General features: G+C 72.8%; 28 protein-coding genes. 21 read left to right on the top strand and 7 right to left on the bottom strand.

All coding sequences use genetic code 11. The features are described from left to right. Positions 1-170: 170 nt before the first annotated feature. The 6 genes from ACIPW5_RS24625 to ACIPW5_RS24600 all read left to right on the top strand — a co-directional run bounded on the left by ACIPW5_RS24625 (position 171) and on the right by ACIPW5_RS24600 (position 6,319). Positions 171-494 carry an integration host factor gene (locus tag ACIPW5_RS24625; protein WP_030234009.1) on the top strand — a complete coding sequence of 108 codons (324 nt, stop codon included), beginning with the start codon at positions 171-173 and terminating at the stop codon, positions 492-494. 61 nt (positions 495-555) lie between these two features. After that, a complete protein-coding gene (gmk, locus tag ACIPW5_RS24620) occupies positions 556-1,119 on the top strand; it encodes a guanylate kinase (RefSeq protein WP_401248748.1) in 564 nt (187 codons plus the stop codon). Between the two features lie 28 nt (positions 1,120-1,147). Further along, positions 1,148-1,420, top strand: a complete 273-nt coding sequence (gene rpoZ / locus ACIPW5_RS24615; RefSeq protein WP_004948662.1) for a DNA-directed RNA polymerase subunit omega — start codon at positions 1,148-1,150, stop codon at positions 1,418-1,420. Positions 1,421-1,510: 90 nt separating this feature from the next. After that, positions 1,511-2,737, top strand: coding sequence for a bifunctional phosphopantothenoylcysteine decarboxylase/phosphopantothenate--cysteine ligase CoaBC (gene coaBC, locus ACIPW5_RS24610; protein ID WP_401248745.1), 1,227 nt, complete (start codon positions 1,511-1,513; stop codon positions 2,735-2,737). Between the two features lie 194 nt (positions 2,738-2,931). Continuing rightward, positions 2,932-4,140 carry a methionine adenosyltransferase gene (gene metK / locus ACIPW5_RS24605; protein ID WP_125817760.1) on the top strand — a complete coding sequence of 403 codons (1,209 nt, stop codon included), beginning with the start codon at positions 2,932-2,934 and terminating at the stop codon, positions 4,138-4,140. Positions 4,141-4,219: 79 nt separating this feature from the next. Beyond that, positions 4,220-6,319: a primosomal protein N' gene (locus ACIPW5_RS24600; protein WP_401248742.1), complete on the top strand. Its 2,100-nt coding sequence runs from the start codon at positions 4,220-4,222 to the stop codon at positions 6,317-6,319. A 238-nt stretch (positions 6,320-6,557) separates the two neighbouring features. Here the strand turns inward: ACIPW5_RS24600 and ACIPW5_RS24595 are convergent, their stop codons facing one another. Continuing rightward, positions 6,558-7,073: a hypothetical protein gene (locus ACIPW5_RS24595; RefSeq protein ID WP_401248739.1), complete on the bottom strand. Its 516-nt coding sequence runs from the start codon at positions 7,071-7,073 to the stop codon at positions 6,558-6,560. Between the two features lie 247 nt (positions 7,074-7,320). On the opposite strand from ACIPW5_RS24595, the gene fmt reads away from it, so the two are divergent. Together fmt and ACIPW5_RS24585 are read left to right on the top strand one after the other, a co-directional pair. Further along, on the top strand, positions 7,321-8,265 hold the full coding sequence (gene fmt / locus ACIPW5_RS24590; protein WP_401248736.1) for a methionyl-tRNA formyltransferase: 945 nt from the start codon (positions 7,321-7,323) through the stop codon (positions 8,263-8,265). Between the two features lie 52 nt (positions 8,266-8,317). Then, positions 8,318-9,784, top strand: coding sequence for an RsmB/NOP family class I SAM-dependent RNA methyltransferase (locus ACIPW5_RS24585; RefSeq protein WP_401248733.1), 1,467 nt, complete (start codon positions 8,318-8,320; stop codon positions 9,782-9,784). Between the two features lie 21 nt (positions 9,785-9,805). Here ACIPW5_RS24585 and ACIPW5_RS24580 read toward each other — a convergent pair whose 3' ends face one another. Then, positions 9,806-11,059 (bottom strand): MFS transporter, encoded by a 1,254-nt coding sequence (locus tag ACIPW5_RS24580; RefSeq protein WP_401248730.1) that lies wholly within the window; start codon positions 11,057-11,059, stop codon positions 9,806-9,808. Between the two features lie 134 nt (positions 11,060-11,193). Between ACIPW5_RS24580 and rpe the strand changes: the two genes are divergently transcribed. From rpe to ACIPW5_RS24555, 5 genes are all read left to right on the top strand, one after another. Then, positions 11,194-11,880, top strand: coding sequence for a ribulose-phosphate 3-epimerase (rpe, locus tag ACIPW5_RS24575; protein ID WP_401248727.1), 687 nt, complete (start codon positions 11,194-11,196; stop codon positions 11,878-11,880). Positions 11,881-12,018: 138 nt separating this feature from the next. Continuing rightward, the gene (locus tag ACIPW5_RS24570) at positions 12,019-13,032 is read left to right on the top strand and encodes a sugar-binding transcriptional regulator (RefSeq protein ID WP_042800630.1); all 1,014 of its coding nucleotides are present in this window, start codon (positions 12,019-12,021) and stop codon (positions 13,030-13,032) included. A 194-nt stretch (positions 13,033-13,226) separates the two neighbouring features. Then, entirely contained in the window at positions 13,227-13,376 is a 150-nt protein-coding gene (locus ACIPW5_RS24565) for a CarD family transcriptional regulator (RefSeq protein WP_401248724.1), read from the top strand. Between the two features lie 49 nt (positions 13,377-13,425). After that, positions 13,426-13,866, top strand: a complete 441-nt coding sequence (locus ACIPW5_RS24560; RefSeq protein ID WP_401248721.1) for a ribonuclease domain-containing protein — start codon at positions 13,426-13,428, stop codon at positions 13,864-13,866. Beyond that, positions 13,863-14,234 carry a barstar family protein gene (locus ACIPW5_RS24555; RefSeq protein ID WP_401248719.1) on the top strand — a complete coding sequence of 124 codons (372 nt, stop codon included), beginning with the start codon at positions 13,863-13,865 and terminating at the stop codon, positions 14,232-14,234. Before ACIPW5_RS24560 ends, ACIPW5_RS24555 begins: the two co-directional genes overlap by 4 nt. A gap of 154 nt (positions 14,235-14,388) precedes the next feature. Here the strand turns inward: ACIPW5_RS24555 and ACIPW5_RS24550 are convergent, their stop codons facing one another. The 5 genes from ACIPW5_RS24550 to ACIPW5_RS24530 all read right to left on the bottom strand — a co-directional run bounded on the left by ACIPW5_RS24550 (position 14,389) and on the right by ACIPW5_RS24530 (position 17,824). Beyond that, the gene (locus ACIPW5_RS24550) at positions 14,389-14,868 is read right to left on the bottom strand and encodes a group II truncated hemoglobin (RefSeq protein WP_401248716.1); all 480 of its coding nucleotides are present in this window, start codon (positions 14,866-14,868) and stop codon (positions 14,389-14,391) included. After that, entirely contained in the window at positions 14,865-15,194 is a 330-nt protein-coding gene (locus ACIPW5_RS24545; protein ID WP_401248713.1) for a putative quinol monooxygenase, read from the bottom strand. Before ACIPW5_RS24545 ends, ACIPW5_RS24550 begins: the two co-directional genes overlap by 4 nt. 77 nt (positions 15,195-15,271) lie before the next feature. Beyond that, positions 15,272-15,763 (bottom strand): hypothetical protein, encoded by a 492-nt coding sequence (locus ACIPW5_RS24540; protein WP_401248709.1) that lies wholly within the window; start codon positions 15,761-15,763, stop codon positions 15,272-15,274. Positions 15,764-15,818: 55 nt separating this feature from the next. Further along, the gene (locus tag ACIPW5_RS24535) at positions 15,819-17,462 is read right to left on the bottom strand and encodes an FAD-dependent oxidoreductase (RefSeq protein WP_401249032.1); all 1,644 of its coding nucleotides are present in this window, start codon (positions 17,460-17,462) and stop codon (positions 15,819-15,821) included. 95 nt (positions 17,463-17,557) lie between these two features. Beyond that, entirely contained in the window at positions 17,558-17,824 is a 267-nt protein-coding gene (locus tag ACIPW5_RS24530) for a UBP-type zinc finger domain-containing protein (protein ID WP_401249029.1), read from the bottom strand. Between the two features lie 283 nt (positions 17,825-18,107). Here ACIPW5_RS24530 and ACIPW5_RS24525 point away from each other — a divergent pair, with 283 nt between their 5' ends. From ACIPW5_RS24525 to ACIPW5_RS24490, 8 genes are all read left to right on the top strand, one after another. After that, positions 18,108-18,932, top strand: a complete 825-nt coding sequence (locus ACIPW5_RS24525; protein ID WP_401248706.1) for a type 1 glutamine amidotransferase domain-containing protein — start codon at positions 18,108-18,110, stop codon at positions 18,930-18,932. A 19-nt stretch (positions 18,933-18,951) separates the two neighbouring features. Further along, a complete protein-coding gene (locus ACIPW5_RS24520; RefSeq protein WP_401248705.1) occupies positions 18,952-20,595 on the top strand; it encodes a thiamine pyrophosphate-binding protein in 1,644 nt (547 codons plus the stop codon). 65 nt (positions 20,596-20,660) lie between these two features. Next, a complete protein-coding gene (locus ACIPW5_RS24515) occupies positions 20,661-21,092 on the top strand; it encodes a nuclear transport factor 2 family protein (RefSeq protein WP_401248702.1) in 432 nt (143 codons plus the stop codon). Positions 21,093-21,105: 13 nt separating this feature from the next. After that, positions 21,106-21,561, top strand: a complete 456-nt coding sequence (locus tag ACIPW5_RS24510; RefSeq protein WP_401248699.1) for a nuclear transport factor 2 family protein — start codon at positions 21,106-21,108, stop codon at positions 21,559-21,561. Positions 21,562-21,577: 16 nt separating this feature from the next. After that, entirely contained in the window at positions 21,578-21,949 is a 372-nt protein-coding gene (locus tag ACIPW5_RS24505) for a nuclear transport factor 2 family protein (protein WP_401248697.1), read from the top strand. Between the two features lie 15 nt (positions 21,950-21,964). Then, the gene (locus ACIPW5_RS24500; RefSeq protein ID WP_401248694.1) at positions 21,965-23,569 is read left to right on the top strand and encodes a GMC family oxidoreductase; all 1,605 of its coding nucleotides are present in this window, start codon (positions 21,965-21,967) and stop codon (positions 23,567-23,569) included. Further along, on the top strand, positions 23,562-24,173 hold the full coding sequence (locus tag ACIPW5_RS24495) for a DJ-1/PfpI family protein (RefSeq protein WP_401248692.1): 612 nt from the start codon (positions 23,562-23,564) through the stop codon (positions 24,171-24,173). The genes ACIPW5_RS24500 and ACIPW5_RS24495 overlap by 8 nt, the downstream gene beginning before the upstream one ends. Beyond that, the gene (locus tag ACIPW5_RS24490) at positions 24,173-24,604 is read left to right on the top strand and encodes a VOC family protein (protein WP_401248689.1); all 432 of its coding nucleotides are present in this window, start codon (positions 24,173-24,175) and stop codon (positions 24,602-24,604) included. The genes ACIPW5_RS24495 and ACIPW5_RS24490 overlap by 1 nt, the downstream gene beginning before the upstream one ends.

The raw sequence follows: 24,604 nt of genomic DNA, 5'->3' as shown, positions 1-24,604 counted from the left end.
GGACTTTTCGTCCGTTCTCGCTGACTGGAGCGGCCTTGGCCGCTAGTCTCCGACCAGAGTGAACGAGCAGCGAGCGAATTCCATCGCTGTTCGCGACCTCGCCCGGCGTGGTGCCCACGGGCTCCCCGCCGGTCCGTATCCGACAGTTCGACATCCGAGGTGACGTAGGCGTGGCTCTTCCGCCCCTTACCCCTGAACAGCGCGCAGCAGCGCTCGAAAAGGCCGCCGCGGCTCGCCGGGAGCGGGCCGAGGTGAAGAATCGACTCAAGCACTCCGGCGCCTCCCTCCACGACGTCATCAAGACGGGCCAGGAGAACGACGTCATCGGCAAGATGAAGGTCTCCGCCCTTCTCGAGTCGCTGCCCGGCGTGGGCAAGGTCCGCGCCAAGCAGATCATGGAGCGCCTCGGCATCTCCGAGTCCCGGCGTGTCCGAGGTCTCGGCTCCAACCAGATCGCCTCTCTGGAGCGCGAGTTCGGCGGTAGCGGCGCCTGAGGCGTCGCCCGAAGTTCTCCCGGCGTTCTCAGGCAGTCCCGAGAACCTGGATAATCGCTCTATGGCAGCAGAGGTTCGTCCGCGGCTGACCGTGCTCTCCGGCCCTTCGGGTGTCGGCAAGAGCACGGTCGTCGCGCATATGCGCAAGGTCCACCCCGAGGTATGGCTCTCGGTGTCGGCCACCACCCGCAAGCCGCGGCCCGGTGAGCGACACGGAGTCCACTACTTCTTCGTCAACGACGACGAGTTCGACAAGCTGATCGCCAACGGCGAGCTGCTGGAGTGGGCCGAGTTCGCGGGCAACCGCTACGGCACACCGCGCGGCGCGGTACTGGAACGCCTGGACAACGGCGAACCGGTGCTGCTGGAGATCGACCTCCAGGGCGCCCGGCTCGTCCGCGAGTCGATGCCCGAGGCCCAGCTGGTCTTCCTGGCCCCGCCGAGCTGGGACGAGCTGGTCCGCCGGCTCACCGGCCGGGGCACCGAGTCCGCCGAGGTCATCGAGCGGCGGCTCGAAGCCGCCAAGACCGAACTCGCTGCCGAGTCGGAGTTCGACACCACCCTCGTCAACACCTCCGTCGAGGACGTAGCACGTGAGCTGCTAGCCTTGATGGCAGTTGTCTGATCTTTTATCCATCTTCGGAAGGTAGAGCGTGTCCTCTTCCATCACCGCGCCCGAGGGCATCATCAACCCGCCGATCGACGAGCTGCTCGAGGCCACTGACTCGAAGTACAGCCTCGTGATCTACGCGGCCAAGCGTGCGCGTCAGATCAACGCGTACTACTCGCAGCTCGGTGAGGGCCTGCTGGAGTACGTCGGCCCGCTGGTGGACACCCACGTCCACGAGAAGCCGCTCTCGATCGCACTGCGCGAGATCAACGCGGGTCTGCTGACCTCCGAGGCCATCGAGGCCCCGGCCCAGTAAGGCACGACATCGTCACCACAGGCCCGGCAGCACCGCTGCCGGGCCTGTGGTGTGTCATAGATACCGATGCAACCGATCACGGGAGAAGCAGTGGACAAGCCGAAGGTCGTGCTGGGGGTCAGCGGCGGGATCGCCGCCTACAAGGCCTGTGAGCTGCTGCGCCGGCTGACCGAGTCCGGGCACGACGTACGGGTGGTGCCCACCGCGGCCTCCCTGAACTTCGTCGGCGAGGCCACCTGGGCCGCCCTCTCCGGGAACCCGGCCTCCACCGAGGTCTGGGAGACCGTCCACGAGGTGCCCCACGTGCGCATCGGCCAGGCGGCCGACCTCGTCGTCGTCGCCCCGGCCACCGCCGACATGCTGGCCAAGGCCGCCCACGGACTGGCCGACGACCTCCTCACGAACACCCTGCTCACGGCCCGCTGCCCGGTGGTCTTCGCGCCCGCGATGCACACCGAGATGTGGGAGCACCCCGCCACCCGGGAGAACGTGGCCACGCTGCGCCGGCGCGGCGCCGTCGTCATCGAGCCGGCCGTCGGACGCCTCACCGGCAAGGACACCGGCAAGGGCCGGCTGCCCGACCCGGAGGAGATCTTCGAGGTCTGCCGCAGGGTCCTGGCCCGGGGCGCCGCGGAGCCCGACCTCGCCGGACGGCACGTGGTGGTCAGCGCCGGCGGCACCCGAGAGCCGCTGGACCCGGTCCGCTTCCTCGGCAACCGCTCCTCCGGCAAGCAGGGCTACGCCCTCGCCCGCACCGCCGCCGCCCGCGGCGCCCGGGTCACCCTGGTCGCCGCCAACACCGCGCTGCCCGACCCGGCCGGGGTGGACGTCGTGCGCGTGGGCACGGCCCTCCAGCTGCGCGAGGCGGTCCTCAAGGCCGCCGCCGACGCCGACGCCGTGGTGATGGCCGCCGCCGTGGCGGACTTCCGGCCCGCCCGGTACGCCGACGGCAAGATCAAGAAGAAGGACGGCCGGGACCCCGAGCCCGTGGCCCTCGTGCGGAACCCCGACGTCCTCGCGGAGGTCTCCGCCGAGCGGGCCCGGGAGGGCCAGATCGTCGTCGGCTTCGCCGCCGAGACGGACGACGTGCTCGCCAACGGCCGGGCGAAGCTCCTGCGCAAGGGATGCGACCTCCTCGTGGTCAACGAGGTCGGCGAGTCCAAGACCTTCGGTTCCGAGGAGAACGAGGCCGTCATCCTCGCTTCGGACGGGGCCGAGACTCCCGTACCCTATGGTCCGAAGGAAACTCTGGCGGACATCATCTGGGACCAGGTCGCCCCGCGACTCGCCCCCGGACGTGATCTTCGCCGCGACTGAGCGTTTCCCTTCTCGCGGGTACCTCCGTAGGCAAGAATGGAGTGCCGCAGGTCACACGGCTCCCATAGGGCGAGACGGGTGGTCCCGCGGACGGTGGCGACCGATAAACTGCACTTGGAACGTGATCGGGCGCAGCCCCCGGTGTGGTTCCGCCAAATGATCAGCCAGCAGCCGCTGCAACCCCAGGGAGCGTTGTGTCCCGTCGCCTGTTCACCTCGGAGTCCGTGACCGAGGGTCACCCCGACAAGATCGCTGACCAGATCAGCGACACGATCCTCGACGCGCTCCTCACCGAGGACCCGACCTCGCGTGTGGCCGTGGAGACTCTCATCACGACCGGTCTCGTGCACATCGCGGGCGAGGTGACGACCAAGGCCTACGCGCCGATCGCCCAGCTCGTCCGCGACAAGATCCTCGAGATCGGCTACGACTCGTCCAAGAAGGGCTTCGACGGCGCCTCCTGCGGCGTGTCGGTGTCCATCGGTGCCCAGTCCCCCGACATCGCTCAGGGCGTGGACACGGCCTACGAGTCCCGGGTCGAGGGCGACGAGGACGAGCTCGACAAGCAGGGTGCGGGCGACCAGGGCCTGATGTTCGGCTACGCCACGGACGAGACGCCCGAGCTGATGCCGCTGCCGATCCACATCGCGCACCGCCTCTCGCGCCGCCTGTCCGAGGTCCGCAAGAACGGCACCATCCCGTACCTGCGCCCCGACGGCAAGACCCAGGTCACCATCGAGTACGACGGCGACAAGCCGGTCCGCCTCGACACGGTCGTCGTCTCCTCGCAGCACGCCGCCGACATCGACCTCGACTCGCTGCTCGCGCCCGACATCCGCGAGTTCGTCGTCGAGCACGTGCTCGCGCAGCTCGTCGAGGACGGCATCAAGCTGGACACCGAGGGCTACCGGCTGCTGGTGAACCCGACCGGCCGCTTCGAGATCGGCGGCCCGATGGGCGACGCCGGCCTGACCGGCCGCAAGATCATCATCGACACGTACGGCGGGATGGCCCGCCACGGCGGCGGTGCCTTCTCCGGCAAGGACCCGTCGAAGGTGGACCGCTCGGCCGCGTACGCGATGCGCTGGGTCGCCAAGAACGTGGTCGCCGCCGGCCTGGCCGCGCGCTGCGAGGTCCAGGTCGCCTACGCCATCGGCAAGGCCGAGCCCGTCGGCCTCTTCGTCGAGACCTTCGGCACCGCCAAGGTCGACGTCCAGAAGATCGAGGACGCCATCGCCGAGGTCTTCGACCTCCGCCCGGCCGCGATCATCCGCGACCTCGACCTGCTGCGCCCGATCTACGCCCAGACCGCCGCGTACGGCCACTTCGGCCGCGAGCTGCCGGACTTCACCTGGGAGCGCACGGACCGCGTCGACGCCCTGCGCGCCGCCGCCGGCCTGTAACACCGGACGAACACGAACGGCCCCGGACCACCACGGTCCGGGGCCGTTCGCTGTCAGTGGGGTTTGCCAGAATGCCTCTGTGAGCAGCGCCAACGAGTCCCAGCCGGAACAGCTCGCCCTGATCCGGGAGATGGTCGCCGAGGCGAAGGCCAAGGCGCCCAAGGCCAAGCCGCGTACCTGGCGGGGGGCGGCCGTGGCCGAGGAGCTGCCCGTCGCCCGCGTCCTCGTGAACAAGGGCGTGCTCCACCTCGACCGGCTCTTCGACTACGCGGTGCCCGCCGAGCTGTCCGAGGCCGCGCAGCCCGGCGTACGGGTCCGCGTGCGCTTCGGCGCGGGCGGGCACCGGGTGCACGGGGGCCGCCGGGAGGGCGGCGGGCTCATCGACGGCTTCATCGTGGAGCGGCGCGCCGAGTCCGACTACAACGGCGCCCTGGCCGCCCTCGCCCAGGTCGTCTCGCCCGAGGTGGTCCTCGGGCCCCGGATGCTGGCCCTCGCCCGGGCCGTCGCCGACCGGTACGCCGGGAGCCTCGCCGACGTGCTCCAGCTGGCCCTGCCCCCGCGCAGCGCCCGCGCCGAGGCCAAGCCCTCGCCCGAGCCGCTGCCGCCGCCCGCCGCGCCCGAGCCCGGCGGCTGGGCGCGCTACGGGGCCGGGCCGGCGTTCCTGCGCGCCCTGGCCGGCGGCGGCACCCCCCGCGCGGTGTGGACGGCGCTGCCCGGTCCCGGCTGGGCGGACGAGCTGGCCCGGGCCATGGCCGCCACCCTCGCCTCCGGGCGCGGGGCCCTCGCCGTGGTGCCCGACGGCCGCACCGCCGCCCGGGTCGACGCCGCCCTCACCGCCCTGCTGGGCGAGGGCCGGCACGCGCTGCTGACCGCCGACTCCGGCCCCGAGAAGCGCTACCGGGAGTGGCTCGCGGTGAGCCGGGGCTCGGTCCGCGCGGTGGTCGGGACCCGGGCGGCGATGTTCGCCCCCGTACGGGACCTCGGGCTCGTGGCGGTGTGGGACGACGGCGACTCCAGCCACGGCGACGACCACGCCCCCTTCCCGCACGTGCGGGAGGTGCTGGAGCTGCGCGCGGTCAGCGACGGCTGCGGCTTCCTGGCCGGGAGCACCAGCTGCACCGTGGAGGCCGCCCAGCTGGTGGAGTCCGGCTGGGCCCGGCCGCTCGTCGCCGACCGGGAGACCGTACGGGCCGCCGCGCCCCGCATCCGCACCGTCGGGGACGAGCTGCTGGCCCGCGACGGGGCGGCCCGCGCGGCGCGGCTGCCGAGCCTGGCCTGGGAGACCGTGCGGGAGGGCCTGAAGAGCGGACCCGTACTGGTCCAGGTGCCCCGGCGGGGGTACGTGCCCCGGCTGGCCTGCGAGCGCTGCCGGACGCCGGCCCGCTGCACGGTGTGCGCCGGGCCGCTGGAGGCCCCCGACGAGCGGGAGCTGCACTGCGGCTGGTGCGGGCGGGCCGAGAGCGCCTGGCACTGCGAGGAGTGCGGGTCGTTCCGGCTTCGGGCCCAGGTGGTGGGCGCTCGCCGGACCGCCGAGGAGCTCGGCCGGGCCTTCCCCGCCGTGCCGGTGCGCACCTCCGGGCGGGACCACGTGCTGGACGAGGTGTCCGACCGGCCCGCCCTGGTGGTGTGCACCCCGGGCGCCGAGCCGGTCGCCGCGGGCGCCGGGTACGCGGCCGCGCTGCTGCTGGACGGCTGGGCGATGCTGGGCCGGCCCGACCTGCGGGCGGGGGAGGACGCCCTGCGCCGCTGGATCGCCGCCGCCTCGCTGGTCCGCGCCGACGGGCAGGTGGTGGTGGTCGCCGAGCCGACGCTGCGGCCGGTGCAGGCCCTGGTGCGGTGGGATCCCGTCGGGCACGCGGTGCGGGAGCTGGCCGAGCGGGCCCAGCTGGGCTTCCCGCCGGTGTCCCGGATGGCCGCGGTGGCGGGCCGGGGGGACGTCCTGGAGGCCTTCCTCGACGCGGTCGAGCTGCCGGCGGACGCGGAGGTACTGGGTCCGGTGCCGCTGCCGGGGCGGCGGGGGGAGGCGTCGGCGGGGGAGCGGGCGCTGGTGCGGGTCCCGCCGGGGAGCGGGGCGGCGCTGGCCGCCGCGCTGAAGTCCGCGCAGGCGGCGCGGATGGCGCGGGGGGTGCCGGTGGGGGAGGCGGTGCGGGTGCGGATCGATCCGCCGGACATCGGGTGAGCCTTTGCCCTGGCCGGGCGGTGCGGGAGCTGGCCGGCGGGGTGGTGTGCCGCTGCGCGGGGCCGGGGTCCCCTACCCGCCCTTCGCCCGTTCCCTGGGGGCTCCGCCCCCAGACCCCCGCGCCTCAAACGCCGGCGGGGCTGGATCCTCCAGCCCGCGCGGCGTTTGAGCGCAACGGGGTCAGGGGCGGAGCCCCTGGGATGCCGTCGGGGGTCGGCGGCCCGGCGGCGGGGGTGGGTCAGCCGTTGCGGGGGCCGGGGAAGGCCGAGGGGCGGGCCGCGGCGGCCTGGGCCTCCTCGCGGACCGGCTGCGGGGGTACCGAGCGCGCCGCCGGGATGGTGGGCAGCGGGCCCAGCGTCCGCGTCGTGGTGCCCTCGGCCAGCGGCTCCGCGGCCTCGGCGGCCTGCGCGCGGCGTGCCCCGTAGCGGCGGTGCACGGCCTGCTTGGTGACGCCGAGCGCCGAGCCGACGGCGTCCCAGGAGAAGCCGAGGGAGCGGTCGAAGTCCACCGCCGCGGTGACCAGCGTCTCGACGCTGTCCCTCAGTTCCTGGGCGAGCCGCACGGTCGGGGCGGGGGCCCTGCCGTAGACGACGAAGCCCGTGGAGGGCCCGGAGCGGCGCGGGCGGTACACGTTGCCGAGCTGGGCCGTGAGCGTACGCAGTGCGTCCACCTGTCGGCGAACCCGCTCGATGTCCCGCACCAGGAGGTGCAGGCTGGCCCGTGCTTGGGCGTCATGGGTGGCGTGGTCGGCCATGGAGAAGCCTCTCGAACCGGTGCTGGAGAGCGGATCGGGCCGCAGTCACCGTCTTGATCGCGGCCCGTTTCGGTCAATCTCTCTTGACCAACGCGCCAGCGGGCGCCCAGGTCACGCACTGGGGGCGTGTCGGCATATGCGAGAGGCGCGCGTGTGTGCGTACGCCCCCCGACATCGCAGGTGGGCCGGGGTGGGCGTCCCCTAGACTGGTGCGCTGCTGACAGCCGAGATAGCGAGGTAGGACCCAGTGAAGCTGGTCTTCGCAGGCACCCCCGAGGTCGCCGTACCCGCCCTGGACGCCCTGATCGCCTCCGGGCGCCACGAGGTCGCCGCCGTCGTCACCCGGCCCGACGCCCCCGCGGGGCGCGGCCGCCGGCTGGTCGCCAGCCCCGTCGCCGAGCGTGCCGAGGAGGCGGGGATCGAGGTCCTCAAGCCGGCCCGGCCCCGTGACGAGGAGTTCCAGGCCCGGCTGCGGGAGATCGCCCCGGACTGCTGTCCCGTCGTCGCGTACGGGGCGCTGATCCCGAAGAGCGCGCTCGACATCCCCCGCCACGGATGGGTCAACCTGCACTTCTCGCTGCTGCCGTCCTGGCGCGGCGCGGCCCCCGTGCAGCACTCGATCATGGCGGGCGACCAGGTCACCGGCGCCTCCACCTTCCGCATCGAGGAGGGCCTCGACACCGGCCCGGTCTTCGGGGTCCTCACCGAGGAGATCCGCCCGACCGACACCAGCGGCGACCTGCTGACCCGACTCGCCTTCGCCGGCTCCGGACTGCTGTCCGCGACCATGGACGGGATCGAGGACGGCAGCCTGCGCGCCATGGAGCAGCCCGCCGACGGGGTCTCCCACGCCCCGAAGATCACCGTCGAGGACGCCCGCGTCGACTGGAACGCCCCCGCGCTGCGCGCCGACCGCGTGGTGCGCGGCTGCACCCCGGCCCCCGGCGCCTGGACCGTCTTCCGCGGCGAGCGGCTCAAGCTGATCTCCGTCGGGCTGGTCCCCGACCGCACCGACCTCGCCCCGGGCGTGCTGGCCCCGGCCAAGAACAACGTGTACGTCGGCACCGGCTCGCACGCCGTCGAGCTGCTCTGGGTGCAGCCGCAGGGCAAGAAGCCGATGAAGGGCGCCGACTGGGCCCGCGGGGTGCGCATCGCTCCCGGCGAGCGCCTGGGCGCCGCCGACGTAGGCTGATCCCGAGCCGCCCGAACGCAACCGCACCTCGTAACTCCGGAGCACCTTTCACGTGAGCGAACAGCCCCGTCGTCGTCCCGCCCCCAAGACGGGCACCGGCAAGCAGGCCAAGCCCTACCGCCGGCCGCAGAAGGACCCCGTCCGGATGCTGGCCTTCGAGGCGCTGCGGGCGGTGGACGAGCGCGACGCGTACGCCAACCTCGTCCTGCCCCCGCTGCTGAAGAAGGCCCGGCAGGACGAGCGGTTCCAGGCGCGGGACGCGGCGCTGGCGACCGAGCTGGTCTACGGGACGCTGCGCCGGCAGGGCACGTACGACGCGGTCATCGCGGCCTGCGTGGACCGGCCGCTGCGCGAGGTGGACCCGCCGGTCCTGGACGTGCTCTCGCTCGGCGCGCACCAGCTCCTGGGCACCCGCATCCCCACCCACGCGGCGGTCTCCGCCAGCGTGGAGCTGGCCCGCGTGGTGCTCGGCGACGGGCGGGCGAAGTTCGTCAACGCCGTGCTGCGCAAGATCGCCGCGCACGACCTGGACGGCTGGCTGGAGCGGGTCGCGCCGCCGTACGAGGAGGACGCCGAGGAGCACCTGGCGGTCTACCACTCGCACCCCCGCTGGGTGGTCAGCGCCCTGTGGGACGCGCTGGGCGGCGGCCGGGCCGGCATCGAGGACCTGCTGGAGGCCGACAACGAGCGGCCCGAGGTGACGCTGGTGGCCCGTCCCGGCCGGTCCACGCCGGAGGAGCTGGTCGAGGCGCTGGGCGAGGAGTCGGCGCTGCCGGGGCGCTGGTCCCCGTACGCCGTCCGGATGGCCGAGGGCGGCGAGCCGGGTGCGCTGGAGGCGGTCCGCGAGGGGCGCGCCGGCGTGCAGGACGAGGGCAGCCAGCTGGTGGCCATGGCCCTGGCGGCGGTGCCGGTCGAGGGCCGCGACGAGCGGTGGCTGGACGGCTGCGCGGGCCCCGGCGGCAAGGCGGCGCTGCTGGGCGCGCTGGCGGCGGAGCGCGGGGCGTTCCTGCTGGCGTCGGAGAAGCAGCCGCACCGGGCGCGCCTGGTGGAGAAGGCGCTGGCCGGCAATCCGGGCCCGTACCAGGTCATCGCGGCCGACGGCACCCGTCCGGCGTGGCTGCCGGGCTCCTTCGACCGGGTCCTGATGGACGTCCCCTGCTCCGGCCTGGGCGCGCTGCGGCGCCGCCCGGAGGCCCGCTGGCGGCGCCGCCCGGAGGACCTGGAGGGCTTCGCGCCGCTCCAGCGGGCGCTGCTGCGCGAGGCTCTGTCCGCCGTCCGCGTGGGCGGCATCGTGGGCTACGCGACCTGCTCCCCGCACCTGGCGGAGACCCGGGTGGTCGTCGAGGACGTGCTGCGGGGCCGGGGCGCGGGCAACCAGCCGGTGGCGGCCGAACTGGTCGACGCCCGCCCGTACATGGCGGGCGTACCGGCGCTGGGCGACGGCCCGGACGTCCAGCTGTGGCCGCACCTGCACCGTACGGACGCCATGTACCTGGCCCTGCTGCGCCGCACCGCGTAGGGCGGTTCCGGCGCCGCACCCTCAGTGCGGCGCCGTGCGGCGGCTGCGGACCGGCGACAGCAGGGTCGGCAGGAACGAGAGCGCCATGACGGCCGCGCCGGCCCAGAGGGCGCCGCGCAGGCCGACGGCTTCGGCGAGCAGGCCCGAGGCGGCGGAGCCCAGGGCGATGGCGCCGGTCAGCATGAACCGGAAGGTGGCGTTCATGCGGCCGAGGAGCGGGTCCGGGGTCAGGTGCTGGCGCAGGCTGACGCCGAGGACGTTGCCGGAGCCGACGGTGACGGTGGACACCAGCCAGCCCGCCCCGGCCGCCCACAGCCAGGGCCCGCGGTCCGCCGCCGGGACCAGCAGGGCCGCCGGGACCAGGCTCAGGGTCAGGGCGCGGCCGTAGCCGGCCCGGGCCGCGAAGGGCCGGGCCAGCCGGGCTCCGAGCAGCAGTCCCACCCCGCCGGCGGCCCAGAACAGGCCGAGCGCCGCGGCGGACAGGCCCAGCTCCTCGACGAAGAGCACCGGCAGCATGGCGTTGACCACGCCGCCGCCCAGGTTGATCAGGCTCGCGGTGAGGGCGAGGGCGCGCAGCTCCGGGTGGCCCAGTACGTGCGCCAGCCCCTCCGAGATCTGGGTGCGCAGCCGGGTCCGCCCGGTGGCGGGCGGCTTCGGGGCCGGCCGGACGCCGAGCAGCCGCAGGGCCGAGCAGAGGTGGGCGACGGCGGCGCAGGCGAGGGCGAGGGGGGCCGTCAGGAGGGCGATCAGGGCCCCGCCGGCGCCCCGCCCGGCGATGTTCGCGACGGCCATCAGGGTCGTCATGGCGGCGTTCGCCCGCACCAGGCCGGCCCGGCCGACGAGCCGGGGCAGCACGCTCTGGGCGCCGACCTCGCCGAACACGGTGGCGCAGCCGGTCAGGAGGACGACGGCGTAGAGCTGGGTCAGGGTGAGCAGGTCCAGCCAGCCGGCGAGCGGCAGGGAGCCGACGAGGGCGGCCCGGGAGAGGTCGGCGGCGATCAGCACCCGGCGGGTGCGCATGCGGTCCACCCAGGCTCCGGCCGGGAGTCCGATGAGCAGGAAGGCGGCGGTGGAGAGGGCCGCGAGCGCGCCGACCTGGGCGGGGCCCGCGTCGAGGGCGGTCAGGGCGAGCAGCGGGACGGCGATGTAGCCGGTGTTGGCGGCGAACTGGCTCAGGGTCGCGGCGCCGAACAGGGCGCGGAAGCCGGGGTCGCGCCAGGGGTCGTCCGGGGGCGGCGGAGCGGTGGGGGAGCCGGTGGCGGCGGCGGTTGTCATGTCCGTAACGGTGTTCACAGTCCACCGCGAAGGACAAGCGATATTCCGCGCCATGATCAATTAAGTTCCGCTACGAGGACACCGAGTTCCGGGGCCGTGGCCGGAAGTGCCCGCAGGCATGGCAGGCTTGGGGCATGGCCGTTCAGATCAATCCCAGCATCCTGTCCGCCGACTTCGCCCGTCTCGCCGAGGAGGCCAGGGCCGTCGAGGGGGCCGACTGGCTGCACGTCGACGTCATGGACAACCATTTCGTCCCGAACCTCACCCTCGGCGTCCCGGTCGTGGAGTCCCTCAGCCGGGCCACGGACATCCCGCTGGACCTGCACCTGATGATCGAGGACCCGGACCGCTGGGCGCCGCAGTACGTGGAGGCCGGGGCCGGATCGGTCACCTTCCACGCCGAGGCCGCCGCGGCCCCGGTGCGCCTCGCGCGCGAGATCCGGGCCAAGGGCGCCCGGGCGGCCATGGCCCTCAAGCCCGGCACCCCGATCGAGCAGTACGAGGACATCCTCCCCGAGCTCGACATGGTGCTGATCATGACGGTCGAGCCCGGCTTCGGCGGCCAGTCCTTCCTGGACATCATGCTGCCCAAGGTCCGCCGCACCCGGGAGCTGATCGCCAAGCACGGGCTGGACCTCTGGCTCCAGGTCGACGGCGGGGTCTCGGCCTCGACGATCGAGCGGGTGGCCGAGGCCGGCGCCGACGTCTTCGTGGCCGGCAGCGCGGTCTACGGGGCGGTCGATCCGGCCGCCGCGGTCCGTACGCTGCGCGACCAGGCGGGTGCGGCGATCGCCGCCGCACCCTGGGCCTGCGACCACTGAGGCGGGCGCCAGGGGACGGCTCGGTGAACGGAAGCCGTCCAGGCTGATCAATGGCCGTTGGATCTGACAGGATGAACGGCGAGTCGAGAGTGTGAACACGACAGTGTGAACAGCAGTGAGGAGAGCGCGGTGTCTGCAATGTCGGCGGGACGGTCAGCCCTGCGGATGGGACCCGCGGAGCTGGTGCAGGCGGCGGCCATGGCGCGCCGCTTCTACCTGGAGGGCAAGTCCAAGATCCAGATCGCCGAGGAGTTCGGCGTGAGCCGCTTCAAGGTGGCCCGGGTCCTGGAGACCGCCCTCGAACGGGACCTCGTCCGCATCGAGATCCGGGTGCCGGCGGAGCTGGACGCGGAGCGCTCCGACGCGCTCCGCGCCCGGTACGGGCTGCGGCACGCCGTCGTGGTGGAGTCGCCGGCCGACGCGAGCGAGGACGCCCCGGACCCGGAGAACCTCGGAGCGGTCGCGGCCGACCTGCTCGGCGAGCTGGTCAACGAGGGCGACGTGCTCGGCCTGGCCTGGGGCCGGTCGACCATCCACATGGCGGCCTCCCTGCACCGGCTGCCCCCGTGCACCGTGGTCCAGCTGACCGGCGTGTACGACGCGGGGACCGCCGAGCGCGGCTCCGTGGAGGCCGTGCGCCGGGCCGCGCAGGTCTCCGGCGGGGACGCGCACCCCATCTACGCCCCGATGCTGCTCCCGGACCCGGCGACCGCGGCGGCGCTGCGCAGCCAGACCGGCATCGCGCGGGCCTTCGAGTACTTCGACAAGGTCACCGTCGCCGCCGTGTCCATCGGCTCCTGGGAGCCGGGCATCTCGACCGTCCACGACATGCTCACCGACGAGGAGCGGGCGCACTACGCCTCGCTCGGCGTCGCGGCCGAGATGTCCGCCCACCTCTTCGACAAGGAGGGCCGCCGGGTCGGCCGGGACCTGGGCGAGCGCTGCATCACCGTCGAGGCCGACCGGCTGCGCCGGATCCCCGAGGTCGTGGCGATCGCGGGCGGGCTGCGCAAGGCCTCGGCGATCGGCGCGGTGCTCCGCTCCGGGCTGGTGACCAGCCTCGTGACGGACACGGCGGTCGCCGACTACCTGCTGACCGAGTCCGAGCCGGGGCTCCGGCCCGCGCTGGACCGGGCCGACCCGGACGACTGACCGGTCCCGGCCCGCGCTCCGGCCCCGCCGCGGAGGCCCGTGGGCGGCGCGTGGGGCGAATGGTGCTCCAATCGAGACCGGGGGAGCCGATGCCGGGACGGCTCCGCGGGCGCATACTGGCGTTGATGACCACATCAGGAGTACCTCGCCGCCATTTGCCGTCCAGCCCGTTCAGGGCGCCCGTGGAACCGCCGGTGCGGCGGTTCGACGTAGGCGACCGCGTCAGCCACGACCAGCACGGCCTCGGCCGGGTCATCGGGGTGGAGCAGGAGGCCGTCCTCGTCGACTTCGGTTCCGTGCAGAAGCGCGTACTGAGTCCCTACGGCAAGATGTCCGTCCTCTGACCCCGCCGGGCGATTCGCCACCGAATCGGATATTTGACACGATCGGGGCATGATCCTCAGGAACGTGCCCCGGTCGTTGTCACGCGTGCTCGGGGCCCTGTTCCTGTGCGCCGCGCTGACCGCCGCCCTGGCGGGCTGCGGCGGCGGGGCCGCCCCGGGGCGGCCGTCGTCCGCCGCGAGCACCGCCGCCTCGGCTCCCGCCTGGGCGAAGGGGATGCCCACCGTACGGGCCGACGCGCTGCCCCCGCAGGCGCGCGAGGTGCTCGCGCTCATCGACCGGGGCGGGCCGTACGCCCACCGGCAGGACGGGACCGTCTTCGGGAACTTCGAGAAGCGCCTGCCGAAGCAGAAGCGCGGCTACTACCACGAGTTCACGGTGAAGACGCCGGGCGAGCGCGACCGCGGGGCCCGCCGGATCGTGACGGGCGACGGCGGCGAGTTCTACTACACCGACGACCACTACGAGACCTTCAAGGCGGTCCTGCGATGACCCTCGACCCGCAGCCGCTCGCCCCCGCCCTGGCCGCCGCCGAGGAGGCCGGCTGGAGCGTCGTACGACTGGACCTGGACGGCGTGCGCAGCAAGGCGGCGCTGATGCGGCGGTGCGCGCGGGCCCTCGCGGCGCCCGACTGGTTCGGCGGGAACTGGGACGCGCTCGCCGACGTCCTGGCCGACCTGTCCTGGCTGCCCGGGGCCCCCGGACGGCTCCTGGCGGTGACCTCCTGGCGCGGCTACGCGGCCGAGCGGCAGGAGGACTGGGAGACCCTGACGGAGGTCCTGGAAGGGGCCGAGGACTTCTGGCGGGAGCAGCGGGAGCGCGACGGGGCGCCCCCGCTGACGGTCCTGCTCTCTTCCTAGCCCTTCGGCCGGAACAGCTGGTCCTCCACCGCGCGGAGGTCCTTGTTCCAGTACGTCACCCCGGGGTTGCCGCCGACGTCGAGGTCACCGTTCCGCCCACGTGGCGGTGGTGCCTCCGGTCGGGGGCCGGTCCGCACCGGCCCCCGGCCGGGTGTCACTCCGCTCCGGACGCCTTCGGCTGCCAGGGCGGTGTCTGGCCCCAGGACCAGACCGGGATCTTCGCCGCGTCCACCGGCGGCGGGTTCGGGCCCGAGTAGATCAGGGCCATCCGGGTGCCCCACTCGACGTAGTACACGAACACCGCCCGGAACTCCGGGTCCGTCGGCAGGCCGACCTCGTCCGCCGTGTCCAGCAGCAGGTCCACCCAGCGGCGGCGCTGCTGCTCGGTGATGCCGCGCCCCAGGTGCTTGGTGGCCATGTGCTGGTGGCCGCCGTGGTGCGCCGTGTAGTCGGTCGGGCCGCCGAAGACCTCCGCCAGCCAGACCGCGACGTGCTGGGGGTGCTCCGAGTCCATGCCCGCGAAGACGGGGGCCAGGATCTCGTCGCGCAGCGCATGGGCGTAGAAGGCGTCGGTGAGCCTCTGCAGGGCCTCGGCCCCGCCCATCCACTCGTAGATCGTGGGAGTCGTGCTCATGACTGTGCTGAGGCCTTTCCCGGACCCACCACGCCGGTGACGGAGTAGTGCTGCATCTCCTCGATGTTCGTCACGTACGGGCGGATCGCGCTGAAGAACGCCGGGAAGTGCTCACCCTTGCGGAACCCGTTCAGGTGGTCGTCGACCGAGGTCCAGCGGATGCGCAGGATGTACCGCTCGGTGTCGTCCGTGTTGTGGGCCAGCTCGTAGTCGATGCACTCGGGAGACGCGGCCAGGGCCTCGGCGGCCCTCGCGTACGCGTCCTCGAACGCCTTCTGGTCCTGCGAGGCGATCCGGTAGCGGATGTACTCGACGGTGGTGGTCATGGGTTGCGTGCCTCTCCCTGGGTTCAGGTCGTCCCGGCTACCTTTCCGGGATCATGCGTACCCGGACAGGTTTTCCGTCACTCGGACCCAGACTTCTGGATGTCCGGGCCCTGGGCGCGCACCTGCCGCACCTTGTCGAGGGAGTCCCGCAGCTCGGTGAGCCACGCGTCGGTGTTGTCCCCGACGAGGCGCACGCACCACGCCAGGGCGTCCGCCCGGCTGCGTGCCACGCCGCCGGCGACCAGGGTGTCGAGCACCTGGCGCTCGGACTGGCGCAGCCGGGTCATGACGGGGACGGCGAGGTGGGTGAAGAGGACGGTCTCCTCACCCGACCGCACGCCCCAGGCGACCTTGCGGCGGTAGAGCTCCTCCGCCTCGCGGGCCACCTCCATCCGCTGCTCGCGGGTGCGCTCGCGGAACTCCTTGACCGACTCGGACGCCGGGACCCTGCCGACGACCGTGATCTCCTCCCGGTCGACGGTGACCGAGACGAGTGACTCGTAGACGTCCACCGGCAGGCGCTCGGCGAACCACGCGCGGAGCTTCTCGCTCTGTTCGGCTGTAATCATGTAATCAACGTTGCATCCGCTCTCCTCTTGATCGCAAGGGTCCTCCCGTTCGCTCTCAGCCCATCGAGCGGTAGCGGTGGATCAGCGAGACCGCCATCGCCCCCTCGCCCACGCCCGAGGCGACCCGCTTGACCGAGTGGGCGCGCACGTCGCCCGCCGCGAAGACGCCGGGGACGCTGGTCTCCAGCGGGTACGGGGCGCGCTCCAGGCTCCACTCCGCCGGGAGCTCGCCGCCGTTGGCGATCAGGTCGGAGCCCGTGAGGACGAAGCCGTACTCGTCCCGCTCCACCACCCCGGCCAGCCAGTCCGTGTGCGGGCGGGCCCCGATGAAGGTGAACATGAACCGCGCGGGCACCTCGCGGTCCTCGCCCGAGTCGGCGTCGTGCAGGGTGATCCGCTCCAGGTGCTCCCCGCCGTGCAGGGCGGTGACGGTGGTGCGGACCTTCACCTCGATGTTGGGCGTGCGGTCGATCTCGTCGATCAGGTAGCGGGACATGCTCGCGTCCAGGGAGGCCGCGCGCACCAGGATCGTCACCCGCGCCGCGTACTTGGCGAAGTGGACCGCCGCCTGCCCGGCCGAGTTGGCGCCGCCCACGATGAACACGTGCTGGGAGATGCAGGCCGAGCTCTCCGTCGTCGCCGCGCCGTAGTAGAGGCCGGCGCCCTCGAAGCGGTCGGCGCCGGGGGCCTGGAGCCGGTTGTACGAGACCCCGGTCGCCAGCAGCACCGTCTCCGCGCTGATCTCCGTGCCGTCGGCCAGGGTCAGGATCTTCGCCGGGTCGTCCCGGGTCAGCGAGACCACCTCGACCGGGTGCAGGATCTCGGCGCCGAACCGGGAGGCCTGGATGGTGGCCCGGCGGGTCAGGTCCCCTCCGGAGAGGCCCGAGGGGAAGCCCAGGTAGTTCTCGATCAGGCTGGAGGTGCCGGCCTGGCCGCCCGGGGCGCGGGAGTCCAGCATCAGCGTGGACAGGCCCTCGGAGGCCGAGTACACCCCGGCGGCCAGCCCCGCCGGGCCGGCGCCGACGATCACGCACTCGTAGTGCGGGCGGGAGGCGGTGGTGGCCAGGCCCAGCCGCCGGGCGAGCTCCGTGTCCGTCGGGGCGGCCAGCACCGAGCCGTCCGGGAAGCGGACCAGCGGGAGCGCCGCGTCGGCCTGCGCGGCGGCGATCACCGTCAGGGCCTCGGGGTCCCGCTCGACGTTCAGGAAGCGGAACGGCTGCCCGTTGCGGGTGAAGAAGTCCCGGACGGCGTGGGTGCCGGGGGAGACCAGGTGGCCCGCGACGATGATCCCGTCGTAGGCCGGACGGTAGGTGGCCAGCCAGTCGGAGAGCAGGTCGTCCAGTACCGGGAAGAGCCGCTCGTGCGGCGGGTCCCACGGCTTGAGCAGGTAGTAGTCCAGCCGTACCCGGTTGATGGCGGTGATGGCCGCGTCGGTCTCCGCGTAAGCCGTCAGCAGGACCCGGCGGGCGTCCGGGAACCGGCTGACCGCCTCCAGCAGGAACTCCACCCCCGTGACGTCGGGCATCCGCTGGTCGACGAGGAACAGCGCGGGGTCGTGGCCGCGTTCGTCCAGGGAGTCCAGGATCTTCAGCGCGTCGGCGGCCGAGGAGGCGCCGAGCACCCGGTAGCGGTCGCCGTAGGCGCTGCGCAGGTCGCGGCGGACGGCCCGCAGCACCTGCGGGTCGTCGTCCACGGCCAGGATGACGGGCTTGCGGCTCTCGGCGCGCTCGGCGGCGCCCTTCGCCGTCGCGGCCGCCGTGGTGGCGGGGGCGGCGGCGCCCTCCGGGGCCGCGCTCACGCCGGGTCCAGCATCAGCTGGTCGGCGTAGCACCAGGCCCAGTCCTCGCCGGGCTCGTGCGAGGCCGCGATCGGGTGGGTGCTCGTCCGGTAGTGCCGGGTGGCGTGGCGGTTCTTCGACGAGTCGCAGCACCCGACGTGTCCGCAGCTCAGGCACATCCGCAGGTGCACCCAGCCGTCACCCAGCCGCAGGCATTCCCCGCAGCCCTCCGCGGATGGCTTCACCGGACGTATCTGGTCGATGTGTGTGCACAACAACTCCATCGTCATCGTCCCCGTCCCTCTCCTCGCGCAGTCGTACGCCCCGTCGCGCCCGTCCATCACGGCGCGTCCAGACCATAAATCGGGGATCCCGAAACGGTTCACCGATCCGGCCGAGGTCAGGAAGTCCGGCGGGTACTTCCTGACCTCGGCGGGTGACTAGGTGAGGTGCCGCCACGACCTTGCCCGCTACCTCACGAAGTCGCCTTCACGCACTTTGACGAGGGCCCCGGGCGCACGCAGTGTGGGGAACGCAAACGACAACAGGCGGCGCCTGGAGGAATCTGTGAGCAGAAAGATTCTGGTCATTGTCTCCGAACACGGCTACTGGTCCGAGGAACTGATCGGACCCGTTTCCAAGTTCGACGAGCGGGGCTACGAGATCGTATTCGCCACGCCGACCGGAAAGCGCGCGCACGCACTTCCGCCGAGCCTCGACGCGAACTACGTCGACCCCCCGCTGGGCCGCTCGGTGACCACCGAGGAGAACGCCCGGCTGGGTCGAGAGTTCGAGCAGTCGAACCGGCTCGACTCCCCGCTCGACATCGAGGCGTGGGTCCCCGAACGCCCGTACACGAGCGACGAGGGGTACCTGCGCAAACTGGAGCAGTACCACCGGGATCTGGACAAGATCGACGCCGACATCGCGGACTACGACGCGATCCTCATCGTCGGCGGCAGCGGTCCGATCGCCGACCTCGCCAACAACGAGCGGGTGCACGCCCTGATCCTGGCCTTCGAGAAGGCCGGCAAGGTCGTCGCCGCCGAGTGCTACGGCGTGGCCTGCCTGGCCTTCGCCCGGGACTGGGGCGACCGCAAGAGCATCATCTGGGGCAAGCACGTCACCGGCCACTGCAAGGAGTACGACTACAAGGACGGCACCGGATTCCTCGGCACCGACTTCAACATGGGCCCGCCCCCGTATCCGCTGGAGTACATCCTGCGCGATGCGACCGGCCCGCGCGGCGCCTATCACGGGAATTTCGGCCACCCCCTTTCGGTGATAGTCGACTATCCCTTCGTGACCGGCCGCTCCACCCCCGACTCGTACCTCACGGGGCAGAAGATCGTGGAAGTCCTGGAGGACGGTCTCACCCGCTACGGGTGGTAGGGGAAAGAGGGGGAGTCCGATGAATACCGAAGCCACTCCCGGACGGGAAAGGCTGATCGAACAGTTCAAGGCCGACGGTCTGAACGTCATGTTCGGAAATCCGGGAACGGTGGAACAGGGATTCCTCGACGCGGTCGACGCGGCGGCGGACTTCCAGTACGTCCTCGCCCTCCAGGAAACCGTGGCCGCGGGCATCGCCGACGGCTATGCCCGCGCCACCGGCGGTGCGGCCCTGCTCCAGCTGCACTCCGGCGTGGGGCTGGGCAACGGCATCGGCATGCTCTACCAGTCGCTGCGCGGCCACACCCCGCTCGTGGTGGTCGCCGGCGACGCCGGGGTGCGCTACGACGCCATGGACGCGCAGATGGCCTCCGACCTGGTGGCCATGGCCAAGCCCGTCACCAAGTACGCGACCCGGGTCACCGACCCCCGCTCCGTGCTCCGCACGGTCCGGCGGGCCGTCAAGATCGCCCTGACCCCGCCGCGCGGCCCGGTGTTCGTGGCCCTGCCGATGGACGTGCTGGACGAGCTCAACTCCGAGCCCGTGCTGCCCGCCACGGTGCCCCTCACCGACGTGGCGCCCTCCCCGGCCTCCGTCGCACGGGCGGCCGAGCTGCTCGCCGGCGCCGAGCGCCCGGTGGTCCTCGTCGGCGACGGGGTCGCGCTCTCCGGAGCGCAGGCCGAACTCGCCGCCGTCGCCGAACTGCTCGGCGCCGACGTGTACGAGGTCGACTCGTCCGAGGTGAACATCGCCGCCTCGCACCCGCTGCGCCGCGGCCAGACGGGCCACATGTTCGGCCCGCACAGCAAGGAACTGGTCGCGGACGCGGACGGGGTGCTGATCGTCGGCACCTACGTCTTCCCCGAGGTGTTCCCCGAACTGGAGAACCCCTTCCGGCCCGGCGCCCGGGTCGTGCACATCGACCTCAACGCCTACGAGATCGCCAAGAACCACCCCGTGGACCTGGGCCTGGCCGCCGACCCGCGGCACGCGCTGCGCGCCCTGGCCGGCGTACTGGAACAGCGGCTGACCCCGGCCCGGCGGGCGGCGGCCGCGGCCCGGCTGGACGTACGGACCCGTGAGCGGGCCCGCGCGGCCCTGGAGCGGACGGACGACGACTCGCCGATGGCCGTCTTCCTGCGGACGCTCGCCGAACGCACCGGCGGCGACCTGATCGTCTTCGACGAGGCGCTCACCACCTCCCCGCTGGTCACCCGCCACCTGCCGCCCGAGCGGCCCGGCGACTACCACCTCACCCGCGGCGGCTCGCTGGGCGTCGGCTTCCCGGGAGCCGTCGGCGCCAAGCTCGCCCATCCCGACCGGCTCGTCGTCGGCTTCGCGGGCGACGGCGGGTCGATGTACACCTACCAGGCGCTGTGGACGGCGGTCCGGCACGGCATCGCCGCCAAGTTCGTGGTCTGCAACAACCGCAAGTACCGGCTGCTCGACGACAACATCGCCCAGTACTGGCGGGAGCGGGACATCGCGGAGCACCCCTTCCCGGGCTCCTTCGACCTCTCCCACCCCGAGATCGACTTCGCCGGGCTGGCCCGGGCGCTGGGCGCCGAGGGGACCCGGGTGGAGAAGCCCGACGAGGCCGCGGCCGCCGTCACCCGGATGCTGGCCCACCCCGGCCCGTACCTGGTCGACGTCCAGGTCTGAACACCGCCCGCACCCGGCCCGGCCGGGCACACCACGCGACACACCGACGGACAGGAGGAGACCGCATGCCCGCCGAGCGGCTGACCGAGGACGCCATCCGCGCCTTCGCCGAGAACTGGTACGTGGCCCTGGACCGGCACCTCCCGCTGGAGCAGGTCCTCGCCCTCATCACCGAGGACCTGGAGTTCAAGGTCCCCGAGGACACCTTCCTCGGACACCAGGGCTTCGGCCGCTGGTACGACGCCGTCACCCACCGGTTCTTCGACGAGGTGCACACGGTCACCAAGGTGGAGCCGGTCATCGAGGGCGACCGCGCCGTCGTGCGGGTCCTCGTCAACTGGCAGGCCAAGATCTGGGACCCGCCGGCCGCCCGCAGCCAGTGGCTGGGCTTCGACGCCGACCAGACCTGGACGCTCGTCGCCGGCGACGACGGGCCGCTGATCAAGCAGTACACCGTCAACGAACTGGCGCCGATGCCCGGTTCGGGCTCGCTCTGAGGGGGCGGCGGCGATGACCGGAGTGACACGCGAGCGGGTCGAGGCCGCCTACCGGGCGCTGGGCTCCGGCGACCGCGCGCGGATCCTGGAGTACTACTCCGAGGACCTGCGCTGGCTGGTGCCGGGCAACCACCCGCTGGCCGGCTGGTACGAGGGCCTGGACGCCTTCCTGGAGCTGATGGGCCAGACCCACAAGCTCACCGGCGGCACCTTCCGGATGGACCTGGAGGCGGTCCTCGTCGGGGAGGACTGCAGCGCCGACGTGTGCCGCAACGTCGCCCGGCGCGACGGGGCCGACCCGGAGAGCGCCTCCCCGTACGAGCGGATGGACTACCAGGTCTTCCACTTCATGCGGTGGCGGGACGGCCGGATCACCGAGGGCCGCGACGGGCTCTTCGGGGACACGGCGGCCGCCTTCAGCCAGTTCTGGGCACCGTTCGCGCCGGACGGCACCCGCAGGGACCGATAGGGGGATGAGAGACGCGATGGACGCCCGAGAGATCCTGACCAAGTACTACGAGTACGCCAACGCCGGGGACTGGGACCGCTGGTGCGACCTGTTCGCCGACGACCAGGTGATGGACGAGCAGCTCGCCGGACACATCGAGGGCCTGGAGACCCTGCGCTCGATGATGAAGGGCATGGGGACCATGTACCGGGTCTTCCGCAACGAGCCCGTGCACTTCCTGGTCGACGGGACCAAGGCCGCGGCCGTTTCCCACCTCAGCGCCGTCAGCGCCTCCGGCGAGGCCATCGAGGCCGAGGTGATGAACTACTTCGAGATCGTGGACGGACGGATCGCCTACATGGCGAACTACCACGACACCGCCCCCTTCCAGGTGCTCGGCCAGGGTTGAGGGGGGACCGGACTCGTGGCCACGGAACAGTACGACTACGTGATCGTCGGCTCCGGCACCGCCGGCAGCGTCCTCGCGAACCGCCTGTCCGAGGACCCGGACGTCTCCGTCCTGGTCCTGGAGGCCGGCGGCCCCCGCATCCCGCCCGAGGTGGACGACCCGTCCTCCTGGTACAAGCTGCTCGGCGGGCCCGTGGACTGGGGCTACACCAGCGTCCCGCAGCCGGGCCTCGGCGGACGCCGTACGTACGAACCGCGCGGGAAGGCCCCCGGCGGCAGCAGCAACCTCTACATCATGATGCACATCCGGGGCCACGCCTCGGACTTCGACAACTGGGCCTACCAGGGCGCGGCCGGCTGGGCGTACGAGGACGTACTGCCCTACTTCGCCCTGCTGGAGGGCCAGGAGGACGCCACCGCCGCCACCACCGGCACGACCGGACCGCAGCGGATCACCAACGCCGGACGGCACGGCCCCAACCCGGTCTCCCGCGCCTTCATCGACGCCGCCGTCGAACTGGGCCACCAGGAGATCGCCGACTTCAACACCGACGGCCCCCGGCGCGGCCTCTTCGGCACCGGCTGGCACCACATCGACGTCGCCGACGGCCGCCGCCAGGGCACCCTGGCCGCCTACCTGGAGCCGGCCCTCGCCCGCCCCAACCTCACCCTGCGCACCAGCGCCCAGTCCACCCGGCTGCTCTTCGAGGGCGACACCTGCACCGGCGTCGAGTACACCCAGCTCCAGGCGCCCGCGGAGATCCCCGGCCGCACGGTACGGGACGGCCACAGCACCGCCGCGGCCCCCGGGCCGCACACCGTACGGGCCCGGCGCGAGGTGATCGTCGCCGCCGGGGCCATCGAGTCCCCGAAGCTGCTGCTGCTCTCCGGCATCGGGCACCCCGAGCGGCTGCGCGAACACGGCATCGCCGTCACCGCGGCCGTCCCCGGAGTGGGCGAGAACTTCCACAACCACGTCCTGACCGGGCTGATGGCCGAGGTCACCCAGGAACTCCCGGCTCCCGCGCAGAACCTCTCCGAGAGCGCCCTGTTCCTGTCCTCCCGGCCCGGACTGCCCGCCCCGGACCTCCAGATCGCCTTCGTCCACGTCCCGTTCGACGTGATCGTCGGCAAGGACCACCCGAACACCGTCTCCATCCTGCCCGGCGTCGTACGCCCGGTCTCGCGCGGCTGGATCAGGCTCGCGAGCGCCGATCCGCTGGCCCACCCGCTGATCCACCCGAACTACCTCGGCGACCGGTGGGACCTGGAGCGCATGGTGCAGGGCGTCAAGCTCGCCCGCGAGCTCTTCGCGACCTCCGCCTTCTCGCCCTGGTACAAGCAGGAGCTCCAGCCCGGACCGGGCTTCGCCTCCGACGAGGAACTGCGGACCTTCGTACGGCAGAAGTCCGAGAGCTACCACCACCAGGCCGGCTCCTGCCGCATGGGCGTCGACGACCTCGCCGTCGTCGACCCCGAACTGCGGGTGCACGGCGTACGGAACCTGCGCGTCGTCGACGCCAGCGTGATGCCCGCCGTCCCGTCGGGCAACTGCCACACCGCCATCGCGATGATCGCCGAACGCGCGGCGGACTTCCTGAGGGGGATCTCCCGTGCCTGACGTGGTCCTGCGCGAGGGGGCGCTGACCGGGACCAGGATCGCGGTCCTGGTCGAGAGCGACTACTACGAACCGGAGATCTTCTACTACCAGCGCCGGTTCGCCGAGGAAGGGGCCGAGGTCGACTTCCTGACCCGGCTGTGGGGCAACGACTCCATCACCTTCACCGGGCACGAGTACCGGGCGCCCTTCACCGCGACCCAGTCCCTGGAGGGGCTGGACGACGAGGAACTGCGCCGCTACGCCGCGCTGATCGTGCCCTCCGGGATGGTCGCCGACCGGCTGCGCTACACCGAGGACGTGGACGTCCTCGCGCCGGCGACCGAGCTGCTGCGCCGGGCCTTCGAGGAGCCGACCGTCCTCAAGGGGATCATCTGCCACGGCATGTGGCTGGCCTCCTCGATCCCGGCCAAGGTGCGCGGCCGCAAGGTGGTCTGCCACAACAACCTCATCGGGGACGTCCGCAACATGGGCGCCCAGTACGTCGACGAGGACGTGGTGGTCGACGGGGACCTCGTCACCGGCCGCACCGGCGCCCACCACCACCTCTTCGCCCGCCGGATCATCGAACTGCTCGCGGCGGGCCGGGGCCGGGGGAGCGCCTGATGGGCGCGATGGCCTGGTCCCACGTCGGCCTCAACTGCGCCGACCAGAAGACCACCGAGGAGTTCTACACCCGGTACTTCGGCTTCACCCGGGCCCGGGTCGTCGACCTCGGGGAGGCGCGGATCGTGTTCCTGCGCAAGGGGGACGCGTACCTGGAGCTCTTCGCGGCGGCGGCCGAACCGGCCCGGCCCGCGCACGAAGACGGCCCGCCGGCCCCGGGCCGGATACGCCACCTGGCCTTCCAGACCGACAGCGTCGACGCCTTCCTCGCGGAGCTGGGCGACGCGGCCGAGGTGACCCTGGGGCCGCTGGACTTCGACGACTTCATCTGCGGCTGGCGGACCGTCTGGGTGCGCGACCCCGACGGGGTGATCGTCGAGGTCAGCCAGGGGTACGAGGACGACCGCTCACACGACAAGGACGGTGCATGA

Origin of the sequence: Streptomyces sp. NPDC090077 (genome assembly GCF_044747545.1) — a bacterium.
Taxonomy (GTDB): domain Bacteria; phylum Actinomycetota; class Actinomycetes; order Streptomycetales; family Streptomycetaceae; genus Streptomyces.
Note: the sequence above shows the minus strand (reverse complement) of the source record. Positions and strands in the feature narration are given on the sequence as shown.

Coding starts and splice junctions, on each gene's coding strand:
- gmk (WP_401248748.1), top strand. CDS start 556: ATGGCAGCAGAGGTTCGTCCGCGGCTGACCGTGCTCTCCGGCCCTTCG.
- ACIPW5_RS24595 (WP_401248739.1), bottom strand. CDS start 7,073: ATGGCCGACCACGCCACCCATGACGCCCAAGCACGGGCCAGCCTGCAC.
- ACIPW5_RS24580 (WP_401248730.1), bottom strand. CDS start 11,059: ATGACAACCGCCGCCGCCACCGGCTCCCCCACCGCTCCGCCGCCCCCG.
- rpe (WP_401248727.1), top strand. CDS start 11,194: ATGGCCGTTCAGATCAATCCCAGCATCCTGTCCGCCGACTTCGCCCGT.
- ACIPW5_RS24570 (WP_042800630.1), top strand. CDS start 12,019: ATGTCGGCGGGACGGTCAGCCCTGCGGATGGGACCCGCGGAGCTGGTG.
- ACIPW5_RS24560 (WP_401248721.1), top strand. CDS start 13,426: ATGATCCTCAGGAACGTGCCCCGGTCGTTGTCACGCGTGCTCGGGGCC.
- ACIPW5_RS24555 (WP_401248719.1), top strand. CDS start 13,863: ATGACCCTCGACCCGCAGCCGCTCGCCCCCGCCCTGGCCGCCGCCGAG.
- ACIPW5_RS24550 (WP_401248716.1), bottom strand. CDS start 14,868: ATGAGCACGACTCCCACGATCTACGAGTGGATGGGCGGGGCCGAGGCC.
- ACIPW5_RS24545 (WP_401248713.1), bottom strand. CDS start 15,194: ATGACCACCACCGTCGAGTACATCCGCTACCGGATCGCCTCGCAGGAC.
- ACIPW5_RS24540 (WP_401248709.1), bottom strand. CDS start 15,763: ATGATTACAGCCGAACAGAGCGAGAAGCTCCGCGCGTGGTTCGCCGAG.
- ACIPW5_RS24530 (WP_401249029.1), bottom strand. CDS start 17,824: ATGGAGTTGTTGTGCACACACATCGACCAGATACGTCCGGTGAAGCCA.
- ACIPW5_RS24520 (WP_401248705.1), top strand. CDS start 18,952: ATGAATACCGAAGCCACTCCCGGACGGGAAAGGCTGATCGAACAGTTC.
- ACIPW5_RS24515 (WP_401248702.1), top strand. CDS start 20,661: ATGCCCGCCGAGCGGCTGACCGAGGACGCCATCCGCGCCTTCGCCGAG.
- ACIPW5_RS24510 (WP_401248699.1), top strand. CDS start 21,106: ATGACCGGAGTGACACGCGAGCGGGTCGAGGCCGCCTACCGGGCGCTG.
- ACIPW5_RS24505 (WP_401248697.1), top strand. CDS start 21,578: ATGGACGCCCGAGAGATCCTGACCAAGTACTACGAGTACGCCAACGCC.
- ACIPW5_RS24490 (WP_401248689.1), top strand. CDS start 24,173: ATGGGCGCGATGGCCTGGTCCCACGTCGGCCTCAACTGCGCCGACCAG.